Source organism: Bacteroides nordii, assembly GCF_019930665.1.
GTDB lineage: Bacteria > Bacteroidota > Bacteroidia > Bacteroidales > Bacteroidaceae > Bacteroides > Bacteroides nordii.
Map to the genome: position 1 here is coordinate 1,602,923 of NZ_CP082886.1, position 14,203 is coordinate 1,617,125.

At 37.9% G+C, this 14,203-nt stretch carries 8 protein-coding genes; 3 read left to right on the top strand and 5 right to left on the bottom strand.

Translation table 11 applies throughout. From position 1 onward, the window contains the following. Positions 1 to 10 precede the first annotated feature (10 nt). The 5 genes from K8P02_RS06230 to K8P02_RS06250 form a co-directional block, all read right to left on the bottom strand. Positions 11 to 733, bottom strand: coding sequence for a hypothetical protein (locus tag K8P02_RS06230; RefSeq protein ID WP_025867137.1), 723 nt, complete (start codon positions 731 to 733; stop codon positions 11 to 13). A 6-nt stretch (positions 734 to 739) separates the two neighbouring features. Continuing rightward, a complete protein-coding gene (locus tag K8P02_RS06235; protein ID WP_044095220.1) occupies positions 740 to 1,921 on the bottom strand; it encodes a porin in 1,182 nt (393 codons plus the stop codon). Between the two features lie 93 nt (positions 1,922 to 2,014). Next, on the bottom strand, positions 2,015 to 3,400 hold the full coding sequence (locus tag K8P02_RS06240) for a di-heme oxidoredictase family protein (RefSeq protein WP_122201606.1): 1,386 nt from the start codon (positions 3,398 to 3,400) through the stop codon (positions 2,015 to 2,017). 97 nt (positions 3,401 to 3,497) lie between these two features. Beyond that, on the bottom strand, positions 3,498 to 4,730 hold the full coding sequence (locus K8P02_RS06245) for an imelysin family protein (protein WP_025867138.1): 1,233 nt from the start codon (positions 4,728 to 4,730) through the stop codon (positions 3,498 to 3,500). Between the two features lie 31 nt (positions 4,731 to 4,761). Further along, positions 4,762 to 6,063, bottom strand: coding sequence for a porin (locus K8P02_RS06250; protein WP_025867139.1), 1,302 nt, complete (start codon positions 6,061 to 6,063; stop codon positions 4,762 to 4,764). A gap of 315 nt (positions 6,064 to 6,378) precedes the next feature. Between K8P02_RS06250 and K8P02_RS06255 the strand changes: the two genes are divergently transcribed. The 3 genes from K8P02_RS06255 to K8P02_RS06265 are packed head-to-tail and all read left to right on the top strand — an operon-like array spanning position 6,379 to position 14,159. Beyond that, complete coding sequence (locus K8P02_RS06255) at positions 6,379 to 7,569, top strand: T9SS type A sorting domain-containing protein (RefSeq protein WP_223382125.1); 1,191 nt, start codon at positions 6,379 to 6,381, stop codon at positions 7,567 to 7,569. 5 nt (positions 7,570 to 7,574) lie between these two features. Beyond that, entirely contained in the window at positions 7,575 to 10,835 is a 3,261-nt protein-coding gene (locus K8P02_RS06260) for a hypothetical protein (protein WP_195349610.1), read from the top strand. Positions 10,836 to 10,847: 12 nt separating this feature from the next. Beyond that, positions 10,848 to 14,159, top strand: coding sequence for a DUF6443 domain-containing protein (locus K8P02_RS06265; RefSeq protein ID WP_025867144.1), 3,312 nt, complete (start codon positions 10,848 to 10,850; stop codon positions 14,157 to 14,159). Positions 14,160 to 14,203: the final 44 nt, after the last annotated feature.

Sequence of the window (14,203 nt, forward strand, 5' to 3'; positions counted from 1 at the left end):
TTCTTCTAATTTATTCTTCTTTGGCGCCGTTGTTTATCCAGGCATTAAGGAGATTATTAACTTCGGTGGTTTCACTACCGTTGAAGATGTCCGTATGGTTGTGGCTTAATATGTTCTCGGATAATATATCCATCAGAAAACTGTTATCCGGTTCACCGGGAGTTACATATGGTTTCTCATTGGCTACGGGAGCCCCGGCTTTTACGTTGACCAGAGCTGAGTAACTTTTTCCTTCGGTGAGAAACAGATTACCTGCCGGTTGGCCCGAACTTTTCCCATGGCAAGCGATGCAGTGGGCATCGAACACCTGTTCTTGTATCCGGTCATAAGTGGCCAGGTTGACAGTCGTTTTCGGAAGAATCGTTTCCTTTACCGATGTGTCAATATCTACGGAGCAGTATTTATAAATCAATGTCTGTCCTCTGCTGACGAGGGCAATGCCGACGGCTTTTGTCCCTTCCGGAAGCCCCATTAGTGTGTATTCTTCTACCCTGCCTTCGGTGGGGCGGGAGAGGCGCTGCGTCAGAAGCGGTTCATGGGCATCTTCGCCAAAGGCTGCAAATGTCAGCATGTTATAGTCGGGATAGGCACGCACACCGGTAAAGGAAACCTGGATGGTGACAGTTCTTCCCGCATCAATAGAGTCGTCCGGGTAGATCTTCCCGTCATCGCAACCACTCAGAAGGAGGCAACAACAGGGAAGAACTATTCCATATTTGAATATTTTGTTCATAGTCGTTTAGAATGTGAATTGTAACATAGCTGTGGCACTATGACGTGCTATACCCAGTCCGTCCTCTTCGCGGTCATTCTGTGTGTTGTGTTTGGTACGTCCCATATACTGGTACATTACTTGCAGTTTGAGGTGCGATCCCCAGAAATAATAGTTCATACCTACGGCAGGCATATTCAGTAAACCGTCCATATCCGTACCATTACGGTCGAAAAGATCATAGCGTAAAGCTCCCTGTAACTTATTGGTGATGAAGTATCCTGCCTGAACATAAGCTCCCCAGAAGTGATAGTCATTGGAGATATTCTGGCGTTTGGTGAAGTTCATATTCATATAATAGGCTTCTGCGGCCAGATACAATCTGTTTTTTATCCAGGCAAATTCTGCACCGACACGCCAGTCGTTACTACTTTGTGATTCGGCTTCGGCGTTGTATGAGGTAGAAAGGCCAATCATCATCTTGTCTGTATGCAGATTATCCGGATCACCCTGAGTGGCAGGCATCTCACCCTTAGGCATGTATGCTATTCGTCCTGCATACAAAAGTGAGGGTAGCCATTTACGGTCACGTCCCATTGTTTTGGTGGCTGTGTTTACATCGATCCCTGTTCCGTTGAAGATACCTATCTGGTAATTCCAGCGGTTATTAATGAGTCCGTGAAGTTCGACACCCAGATCAAAACCGGTAGCAAAAGTAGGGCCTACGCTGTTGAGGGAGTAGGGAAGGTTGACTATTGTACTGGCTGACGGGGGAAGAACGGGGAAGAGTGTCTCGCCCAGTGTAGAGAGATAAGCATGCGTGAACGGTGTTTTGAATTTACCGACACGGAAGCGGAGAGATTCTTTGAAAGCGATATCAAACCAGGCTTGCTGCAATAACGCACCTCCACTTTTGGCTGCATTGAGTGAAAGGTTGAAGGTAATCTTTCCAAAAGCTTTTCCTGTGAAACCTAAAATGGCATTGGGAACCTCAAAGCCGGTATTGGCGATGTTGTCAGCATACATGTTTTCGAGTCCTTCGTCATCGTAGCGGTTGAAGCGTGCCGAAGTTTGTACCAGCACATAGGGTTTTAGTAAAAAGTCTCCGGCTCTGGTACTGAATGAGAATCCTTTTTTGCCGGCAAGTGATACGACATCATTTTCTACATATTTGTCGTCTACTTCTTTCTCTTGTGCCATAGCTGGCATTGCAGTAAGGGCACTGAACGCGAGGATGGCGGTTGTTTTTGTTATTTGATGTATCATTTTTGTTGCTTTTTTGTCTGATTAGGTCTTTTTGTTTTAGAGAGATTCAATGAAAGTGAGCAATGCACTCCGTTCTTCTTTACTCATTCTGGAGAAAAGGATACGTGATGCGGCACCTTCACCGTCATGCCACATGATTGCTTCTGTCAGGTTGCGTGCACGTCCGTCGTGCAGGAAATAGGTATGTCCGTTTACGACCTCTTGAAGGCCGATACCCCACAATGGAGTAGTGCGCCATTCGCATCCTGCGGCTAATCCGCTGGGATAACCGTCGTCAAGTCCGGGACCCATGTCATGTAGCAGATAGTCGGAGTAGGGGTGGATGGTCTGACTGCCTAACCAGGGGAGCTGTGTACCATTGAGCAATACAGTGCCTCGGGGGCGTGTATGCAGTGTCGGCGTGTGGCATAACTGGCATTTGGCTTTATAAAACATCTCTTCTCCCTTCTTTACGGTTTCATTTGTCACGTTCCGTCGTGCAGGTACACCGAGGGTTTGCATGTAGAGGTCAACGTCTTCCATATCTTGTGTGGATACCTGAATACCATAATTGGCAAATCCCATCATCTGGCTTTGTCCCTGGCATACTTCTTCCGGATAGCGGTCGTTGGTTACACCGAGGTCAGAAGAAAAACCAAGTTCTACGGTCAGGTCGGCATGTTGTGCTTTATTGCCCGATACGCCAATCTGTTTTATCCCTCTTTCGGTGATATAATTAAGGCGTCCGCTAATACCATATTCCGGATAGTTACTTTTGGCTGCGAGACGTTTCAGCTCATCCAGATCCAGTGCCATCATTTGTCCCATGCCTACGTGGCGTAGGGGGATGCGTACACTGATACGCAAATCTTCGGGAGCTATATTCTCGGCATACCAATCGGTAATTTCATAATGAGGTGTCTGTAGCTTGTACTCTTCTCCGTCAGGGAAGTTGAAGGTTTCTTCCGTGTAGGTAACCTTTAGTCTCCCCTCTGGTTTTACGCCATAGATGGCTTGGTCATGCAATACACGCCCATATTCGGGATAGTACCCTCCGTTTTTTCTCAGGATATAAACCAGCATGGATGAAAATCCGTTCTCACTGCCTCCCACGGCTGTTGAAGGTTTTGAACGTCCGGCACCTTTGTGGCAGCTGGAACATGAGTATCCGGCATATACAGGGCCCAATCCTCCGCCTGAAGAATTATCCGTTCCTCTGGTTCGGTCGTATAGATTATTGCCCCGGTTGAACCGGTGTTCCAACTCTCCGGTTACCCAGTCTGCATTGATGTCGTAAGCATCTGATGCGGTAGCAAAGATCGTAGAGTATCCAGCTGATAGCTCGGCAGGTAATGCTACACTTCCGTCCGGTTTGAGTATGAGCTTGTCATCCATAGAGTTGTCACATCCGCTGAGGGACAGACTTCCGAATAACACATACATACAAAGCCTTGCACAGGCTTTGTATGTATGTTGCTCTTTTGCCAAATAGTGTTTATCGACAAACAATTTCATTTTAGGATGTTTTTAGTTACTGTTTTTATTCGGCTGCAGATGCTATTTTACGACCGGCAAGTTCCAATCCGTCTACCAGGCTGGCACACTCTTTCTGAGCTTTTGTGATAGCTGCCTTCTGATCCAGGTTGCTGCGGAATGGATAAGGGATATTTCTGATAGCCCGGCGGGTAGTAATGATTTGTGCTCTCAGAAGCTCATCCAGTTTTGGGTTGAGGCTTTTCACTACGCTGGAGAAACTATTGGCAGTAGCATCTGTGCTATAATCGTTGTTTCTTTTGCCAAGGTAGGCGTTCTGGATACTGATGATGTTGTTTTCATAATCATCCAATGAGTTCCAGCTATACCATGATTCTACTTTGAGTACAGCTTCCTCTTTGTTACCGGCATTCCATTCATTAACCGGATCACCAATTTTAGCTTCACCTACTTCGTTGGCAATAGCCGGCATTCCGCCTTCTGTATTAAAAATATCGGCGATAGCTGCGGCAGCAGTTTTATAGAGATCTGTGCTGCTATGTCTTTTCATCATTTCACCATAAGCAGTTGGCACATCAGCATCGGAACTTCCTAAGCCATCTTTCCATGCTGTATACAGTTCTTTAGTATCTTTCAGCATGTGTCTGGCTACTACTTTCAGGAACAATACTGCATTTTCTGTAAAGGCATCAGCCGCTTTGGCACTACCATCTGCAAACAACAGATATTCGGCAGTGTGGAAACCACGTACGTTTTGCGCTGCATTGGTAGGAGCATTGTCATCATCGTCTACTTCATCATCTACATGAGAGAAATCTCCTTTTTCAAGTACCTGCTGTATACCGTCTTTATCCAATGGCCAGCTATCAAGGCTCGGGTCGAGTTTTTTCAAGGCTGCGGGTCCATACAGGAAAGCTTCACTCTCTTCCCATGGAATACGTGCTGCTCTCCAGGCTTCACATATGTCGGCAATCTGGTTGTTGCTTAATGAACCATACTGCATGGCTTGTACCAATGTATTGAACGTTGTGATTTTCTCCAGCATCATTGCATAAGTGGGGAGTACTACATCATCTACATAAGTGGCAATGGCAGGATCCAGTATATCATCATTCAACTTGATCTTTGTGTCGGCTGCTGCAATCTCTGCTTTGTATTTTTCGAATGGATTTTCATAGGTATCTGTTTCACCCTTCTTTTTTTCATCATCATCACTACATGCACTGAACGTTAATGTAAGTCCCATTAACAAGATTGGAAATAAATTTCTTGTCTTCATCTTTTTACTTTCTATTTGTTTATTATTAAAGTTATCTCTTTACAAACCAACCCACATAGGCAATACCTATTGAGGTTATATTTTCGTTGTTGTATTTACCACCGCCAATTCTGCGTTTGCTGTAGTCTGCTTTTACTACGAGGTTGGGCAGTGCATAGTAGTTTAGTCCTACTGTCCACATAGAGGTTTTGAGGCGGGCATCCGGTGTTTTCAGATAACCGGCCTTTTCCATAGGATTATAATATTCGTAGCGAACAAACGGATAAATGCGTGGTGCTTTTTCACCGAAGAAAGATCCGATGTTGTAGCCTGCTTCTCCTGCATAGCTTACTGCATTTTTAGCTACGTCTGTGGTAGGATATCCGGTCGCTTTTGGTGATTTACGATTGATTTCCGAAAGGCTGGCAGCTTCTCCGAGATTACCATAAACCATATTGGCACGAGCTATGAAAGTGTTTTTCGGACTCTTATACTGTGCATCTGCTGTAAAAATTGTTACAGGGAACTTATGTCCTATATTTCTGCTTGGTTTACTACTGTTTTTTGCTGTTTGGTTATAATAGAAAGAACCGCCGATACGAAGTCCGCGTATTCCGGAGTAATTGAGTCGTGCCACAAATGCAGGACTTGTGAAATTGTCAATTTCGAATGCTTCCTGGCGTCCTTTACCTACCCAGTTTGTATTACGGAAGTTTTGGGGGTCCAGTCCGGCTACTAATTGCAACTCATAATCAAATTTATATACTTTACCGAAGAATGCGATACCCGTTTCGTGCCAGGTAGAAGGAAGTATGGTAGTTTCTCCTTCGGGGCGATAGACTCCAAAGAAATTAACCGGTTCGTGATGTGAGTTAGTCAGACCAACGGGAACAATCATGTGTCCGGCGCGGATGTTGAAAGCAGGATGAATCAATTTGGTAATATGGAATTGTTCGAGTGCTACTTCACCTCCTTTTTCTATTTCAACTTCATACTCCCCGTTTTCTTCGTACCATTCTATCTCGCGTGCACTTCCTGTTCCTCCATATTCAAATTCGATTTCGGCACCTAATATCCAGGTGGGAGAGAACTTATAGTCAAAGGCGAGTACAAAGCGCGGGATTGCAACTGTACCCCGGTTCTCTTTCACACTACCCTTTTCGGTCATTCGGTTGAGTCCGTAATCCATGTAGCTTGCTACCATTTCACCATATCCGCCAAAACGGAACTTATTATATTCTTCTGTGTAAGAAGAACTCTTTTCTTCTTTCTTAGTAGAGTCTTTTCCCTGTGCAACTGTTTTGCCGAAAGACATCAGGAAACAGAGGATAAATAAACTTGTTAATTTTCTCATGTTTTATATAAATTTTTCTGGGGCAAAGGTAGATGAGATTAAAAAGGGCGACAATACCCACAAATAATGAATGTTATAGTCGGTTATCAGTATAAATAGGTAATTAAGATTTAAAAGATTAGAATAATTATGAAAAGGAAGTTATTTATGACTTTTTTATAAAGAAAGGCTACAAAATGAGGTAGATGTGTATAAATAATTTTGCCGATTTACATCTGTATCTCAGTTTTTTGTTATCTTTGTTAATGGTAAAGCATATTCTTTAACAATTGAATGATAAGGAGTACTTTATCTTGTAACTTAAATACTGTTGCTATGGGAAAATCATTGCTATTACTATTATCATTCTCTTTTTTTTCTACTTTTTGGGCTTTTAGTCAAATAACCTATAAGAATAATTGTATTCGTAGTGGAGATGAAATCATAAAAGAGCAAGTTGAATTTAAGGATCCAGGAAGATCTGGTGAAAATGTTATCTGGAATTTCAGTGAACTTAAAACGATTAATTCTAAATATAAATTGAGTTTTCATTCTCCTTGTCTTATTAATGATAGTATCTATATTATGGGATGTGATACTCTTTTAAAGGAGAATTCAGATATCAACAATTTAATTATTGGCAAAGAACATTCTACGATGTATTATTATCAAGTAAAGAATGATACATTATTCTGTTTGGGACATGAAAATCCTATAACCCTTATGCACAATACAATTCCATTTCCATTAATGACATATCCTTTTGATTACAAACAAAGAATTGAGCATAAATTTGAGTCTGAAGGAATACATTCTTCACAAAGTGGGACTAATACTTTTGGGAATATAAGTATTGAATCGGATGCTTATGGGAAAATGATATTGCCTACTGGCGATACACTTAATCATGTTGTTAGAATTAAAACGACTCAATTAATAAATGATACTTTATATATAAAGAATAATATTGGACCGAATGATATTAGTAATATATTTCTAAGGAAACAATTAAAAAAGAAAGTTGAAAAGCATCATAAACAAATAGAAGCAGATACATATAGTTGGTATGTTCAAGGTTATCGTTATCCAGTCTTTGAAACGGTTCAGGCATTTGATGTTATAGATAGCTTAAAAAAACAGACATTTGCAGCTGCTTATTTTTATCCACCTGTAAACCACTATTATCTGGATGACGATTTAGATAATACAATAGTATTGGATAGTTTGAATAATGAGAAAGCTCCGAATATACTTACAAATTGGATTAATCAGAATTTCTCTCATAACTTCTGGCCCAATCCTGTTTCGACAGAATTGAATATAGAATATAAGTTAGAACAAGGAGCTAATGTCGGCATAACATTGTATAGCTCTGTACATGGGATCGTGAAAATAATTCCTGTGAAGTATATGGATATGGGATTATATAGAGAAACAATTGATTGTTCTACTCTTTTTCCGGGAGCATATATCATACAGTTTAATGTGGAAAATGAATTGATATCTAATATTGTTCTTAAAAAATGATAGTAATGAAGAAAACCACAATAATATTGCTCTATTTTTTTGTAAGTATTATGATCTTAAAAGCCCAAGCTGAAGTTAAGGATAGTATTATAAATAGTATTCAATTAGATTCTATTCAATTGCGTTCAGCAGTTCCAATGGCAGATACAAGATATATTCCTAATATACCAAATGTAGTGTTACCTACGCCTGAGTCTCAAAAATTCATGAAATATGGTAATCATGAACCTTCTTTAGCTACAGGCACCGTAAACATAAGTATTCCATTTTATCAAATCAATATTGGAAATTTTTCTTTGCCGATCTCTTTTCAATATGCAACAAATGGTATTAAACCAGAAGATAGTCCTCATCCGATGGGGTATGGCTGGATATTGCAGCCTGCTTTGAGAATTACAAGAATTTTAATGGGGCGAAATGATTTTTCATCTCGTCGGAGTACTTGTGATGTGGCTGAAATGGATTTCTCAAATTTTCAGCAAGAATTTCTTTATTTAAAAAGTACGTTGACTAAATTAAATGATAATTATCCCAGCGATTGGGAATATACAAATATCGATTCAAAAGTGGATATTTTTACAATACATCTTCCTGATGAAAAGATTAACTTTGTGCTTGAAAAAGAAGGAGATAAATGGATTGGTATAACAGATGGATCATTCGCAAAAATAGAAGCAACCGAACGACAGATTATAGTGAAAGATGAAAAAGGTATAACATATATTTTTGGAGGAGATGATAGCTGTTTAGAAAAAAGAACATATTATTCAAATGGTAATCCACAACTTTATATATCTGCATGGGGATTAAAAAAGATTATATTACCTAATAATAATATAGTGTTATTTGATTGGGAAGCAAAAAGTCGAATATCCAGATCATTTAAGAGCCATTCTGAAAGTTGGTTTGATTTTCATTCATGGGTACCTATGAATTTTTATCTTCATGGTTATGAGATTGATGACGATTTGTCTCAAAAAGAACCGATAATGAGTCATAGTACTGAAGGAGAGATATGTAAAACACTTCAAAACATTTTGATAAAAAAAATATATTTCCCTCTTGGTACTGTTGAATTTAATTATATGAATAATAGTAATTGTACTCTTAATGAAATAAAGGTAAGCTCAAATTTAAATTTAGTAAAAAAAGTTTGTTTGGAATATAATACTGAAGGCGATTTATTGAATAATTTAACCATATCGGGAGAAGGTCGTTATAGCTTTGAATATAATCCGCAGCGTTTTTCCTTTTTTCAGGAAAATGGTAGTACTGGTTATTACGTACCACAAGATTATTGGGGATATTATAATGGAGAAGGGATGGGACTTTTAGTACCTAAGATGATTGTTTTAACATCAACTAGTGGAATAAATTATTATGCAGGAGGGATGTCAAGAAAGGTTGACGGTAATTTTATAAAAGCTAATATTTTAGAAAAAGTAACATATCCATTAGGAGGTACTACCGAGTTTAAGTATGAGACACATAAATTTCTAGGGAGAGATATAAATACTCTTTGTAAAGAGAATCCTGGGATTTCTCATATATCATATAAACAATTAACAGAAGGTGGAGGGGTACGATTGTCTCAAATGATAACAAAAGATTCTCCAACTGCTCCTGCAGTAATTAAGACATATAAATATGGGGATACTATGGGTACTAATGAAGAACAAGCAAAAATAGATTCTTATTATACTGGATATGGTATTGCTCCTGCAGAGCCAACTTTAGATACCTTTGTGGATGAGGGTGCAGCCGTTACTATATCTACGATGTGGAGGGGTACGGATTTTGAGGCTCCTCTATATGTTACTCGACGTGTGCTTTCTTTTAGCTCTCAATCTTACATCTGGAACTATATGTTATTTGAACCCAATGTTTGGTATGATAAAGTTACCGAGTTTCAGAATGATGATATTAAAACAGTTTATAAATATGAATATGAGAATAGTGTTAAGAATGCCATGTCTAACAGGACATCTTCAGCTGCTGGACTTTCTGCTCTGGATTGGACTTTGGGGCCTAATTATGGTCCTAATGGTAGGCAACTGCGACCTCAATGGGCATTAGGTGAAGGTCAGAGCTTTTTCAATCCGCGATATCCATATCAACTAAATACGATATCCGCTCCTAATTTGGTAGAAAAGATTAAATACGTCAAAGTAAATAATTCTTTTAATAAAATACAGAGAGAACAAATAGAATATGACTATCATTTATTTCATGAGTTTAATAATCTTGAGGTTTTACTTGGAATACAGAATCATTTAAACTATAGCGGTCCTTGTAATTGTAATTGTGAGAATGAACTGTCGCCTCACTTTACATGGACAGATCTTACTAAGGATTCTTTTAAACCGTGTCGGGTCCTTCCGGGAAAAATTTATGGTGCTTTTGATTCTTATTCTGGTGGTTTCTATGATTCTTATTCTTATCAATTGCAGTTTGCACGTCTTTTTCCCAGAAAAGAGATTGTAACCGTATATAATACAAATGGTGCAATCACCAATACCACAGAATATAACTATGTAGTACGGGAAAATAAAAAAATACTGAAAGGAAAAATAACTTCTATCGGTGGAACGGGAAATACACTAAACGAAGAATTTTTATATCCATGGGAAGACCTTTCTGCCTTATCTCCTGAACAGATGAGTACTGCGTCTGATTTGATAAATTCTAATAGAATGACTACTCCTGTTCAGTATGAAAAGAAAATTAATGGGAGTGTTATTAGTAAGAAAATAATCACATACAAAGATTATGGTAATGGTCTGATTCTTCCTCAGAAAGAAAATTATAGTACTAAGGCAGATACCGGACAAGTACGTATCATATATCACGAATATGATGCAAAAGGTAATCCTTTGTATATAACAAAAGATGGTGGTACAAAGATTGTCTATATTTGGAGTTACGAGGGGCAATATCCTGTGGCTGAAATAAAAAATGCTTCTTATGAGGAAGTACTGAATGTTTTAAATACAAACCAGTTAGTGATGATACAAAATGCAAAGAATCCAGCTGATGAAACATTAGAAATGATGGGGGATTTATTACGTACAAATCTTCCTTATGCCTTTGTAACAACTTATAAATATAGACCTTTGATAGGTATAAATGAAATCACTGATCCCTCCGGAATAACAACCTATTATGAATATGATAGTTTAGGACGGTTAAAACGAACCTATCTGAAAGATGAAAGCAATCAAGAAAAGACTCTTCAGATTTATGATTATAATTACCACGATCAATAACATAAAGTGATTATGAAAAAATACATATTAGCTATAGTATACTTAATATATTCTATTTGTGTATTATCACAAAGTCAGGATCAAAACTATATCAAGACCAGAACTATGGTGGATGAGACGGATCAAAATAAATATTTAGATGTAATAGAATATTTTGATGGCTTAGGACGTCTGACGCAAACAGTTCAGGTTGGTATTACTCCTGCGCATAACAGTCTGGTAACATTGCAAGAGTATGATATGTATGGGAGAGAATGTGCTACATGGTTGCCTGCAATTATAATGGGAAATAATGGCAATTTCACTAATGTAACAGATCTAAAATCGTCGGCAATTACTTCTTATGGGAATGATTCAAATCCGTATTCAAAAACTATTTATGAAGCATCTCCTTTAAATAGAGTTTTGGAACAATACGGTCCGGGAGCTAACTGGCACAGTAGTAATTCTTCGAATAAGGTGAGTTATTTGACAAATGATGCTACTGGTAATCGTTCTTGTATGTACTTCAAAATAGATGGTAGTGGCTTAAATGCATCTCTTGTAAAGTCTGGGTTATATGCTGCGGGGGAATTATATGTAACTGAAAAGAAGAATGAAATAGGAAATCTTTCTTATGAATTTAAAAATAGCTTGGAACAAACTATTCTTATTCGACAGATGAACAATAATGAAGCTCACGATACTTATTATGTCTATGATGATTTTGGTAATTTGAATTATGTTATTCCTCCGATATTAGCCGATAAAATAATAAAGGAGAATAAATCTATGGCAGATAATAGTCTTGAAGTAAAGCAATATGCCTATCTATATAAATATGATGAACGTAACCGTTGCATTAGAAAGCGTTTGCCAGGATGTGACTGGATTTATTATGTATATGATAGAACAGATCGATTGATCTTTACTCAGGATGGTGAATCACGCAAAAAGCATGAATGGATATATTCTATTCCTGATGCGTTAGGTAGAATAGTTCAAACCGGTACTTGTCGGAATACTGATATATCAAATGAAAATTATAAGGATAAGCTTGTCATTGGAACATATAACGTAGAAAAAGGATATTCTTTCTCCGATTTTATTCCTGAAAATAGAAGATACTTTATGAATAATTATTATGATAATTATGATTTTCTTACCGATAGGAATAAAGAACTCGTATACGAAGATCGTCCGGGGTATGGTAAACGATATAATGTTAATGATTATTCTGCAAAAGGGCTACTCACCGGTACTTATGTAAATACAATTCCTGCAGGCTGGGAAGGAGCTTTAGATGAGCATTCTGCTTTATATTGTGATGATCGTGGACGCCTTATTCAGTCCAGGAAGAGTAGAATGTCAGGAGAAGCATTTGACAATGAATATTTAGCTTATAATTTTCAAGGACAACCTGTAAAAAGATTGCATGAGCACTTAATGACTGATATAAATCAAACCAGTGAACTATATAGTTATGAGTATGATCATGCAGGACGCTTAATAGAAACACGACATAAATTGAATGAGAGGAATGAGGTTGTTATTGCTCGAAATACATATGATGAATTGGGGCGATTGATTTCGGAACAAGCAAATGGTCAGGAAGGTCTGCAAACGGATTATTCATACAATATCCGCTCATGGACAACAAACCTAAATAACAGTGTATATAGAGAAAGTATTGAATATAATAACATTGGGAATGTGATATATATGAATGAATATAGACATTCAAAAAGGCCTCAATATTATTGGGAAGTATCAATGGAGTATGATGATCTTTCAAGAATGACAAGCTATGCGGATGCAGGATATGGAGCGGCACCTACCACCTTTTTTGAGTACGATAAGCATGGGAATATTATATATATAGATAGGAGTGGTGTCACTGCTGAAGATAGTTACGATTCTTGTGATGAATTGACGATTACTCATTCTGGGAATCAAGTTCAATCAGTGGTTGATGCTACAGACTGTTCAGAAACATATTATTCATATGATTTTAGAAATTTAACAGGAGTTGGAACCTCTGCTTCTTATGAGTATGATCTGAATGGTGCAGTCACAAAAGATCCTTATAAAGGTGCAACGATAATAAATAATAGTCTTAACTTACCGCAACAAATAACCGTTAATAATAATTTGGCATCCGGTAGTATTACTTATGTTTACTTAGCAACGGGGGAGAAGATAATGGCTTCAAGCTCTGTATCATTAAGACGTTCGCTTAATCCTGCCGAAATAGCAGGAGGAGTATCAACAATGGCTTCTACTGACAGAGACGAGGCTACATTTTATTTTGGAAATATTATATATAAAACAACTCCTGAGGGTGAACCATATCTTGATAAGATTCTTATAGATAATGGGTATATTAAAGATGGGGAATATTATTTTTATATCAAAGATCATTTAGGAAATAATAGGGCTACTGCTTTTTCAACGGGTTCTGTAAAAGGAATGGATGACTATTTCCCTTATGGTATGCCGGTAATAGATTCCAAGTGGGGAAAAAATCCGCAGGCATATCGTTTTGGAGGTAAAGAACTTGAGAGATTGATGGGATTAAACTTATATGACTTTCAGGCCCGTTGGCATGATCCGGCTTTAGGACGATTTATGTCTGTTGATCCGTTGTGTGAGAAATATTATTCAATAAGTCCGTATGCGTATTGTATGAATAATCCGATAAAATATATTGATCCGAATGGAAAGGATTGGATAGTTGCAAATGGTACTTCTAATTATGAGTGGAGAAATGATATTACTGCAGAATCTACAATACCTAAGGGATATCAATATGTTGGAGCGAATGATTCTGATATTCTTTCTCATTTAGGATTGCCTACTTCTTTTCTTGAATATAGTTCTAACAGAATAGGTTCGATTGCTTCAGATGCAGAAGTAGGGAGATATGCTGTTTCTCATATGATAAATGTAAAAGAAAAAAGTAATGCTACAATTGATGTGAACGTTTCTTACACTAGAGAAGGAAGAATTTTTAATGGAGTAGAAATCAAGGTTACAAATGTCAGTTCAAATTCGGGATTAGATGGAAATATAGAGAATGTAGGTTTAGTGAATGTACAGTATGGTGATAAAGCATATACCTCTACTTTAAAAACACCAGATAGTCCACAGTTGCTTGAAGCTGGTTCTTCTGTTAAAACATCAACTGTAAATATTCCAAAATTAGATTTGTATAGAGGTAATGATTTTTTGCAAATTAAAGTTGAGGGCAATTGGTGGATTACAACTCCTGGAGGGAAAACACCAATTGTGGCTCATCCAGTGGCTCCTATTCCTATTTCATTTAAACATTTGTGGACTAAATAAAATTGAAAGTATGTTTTACAAGGTAAATTATATTATTGTTTTAT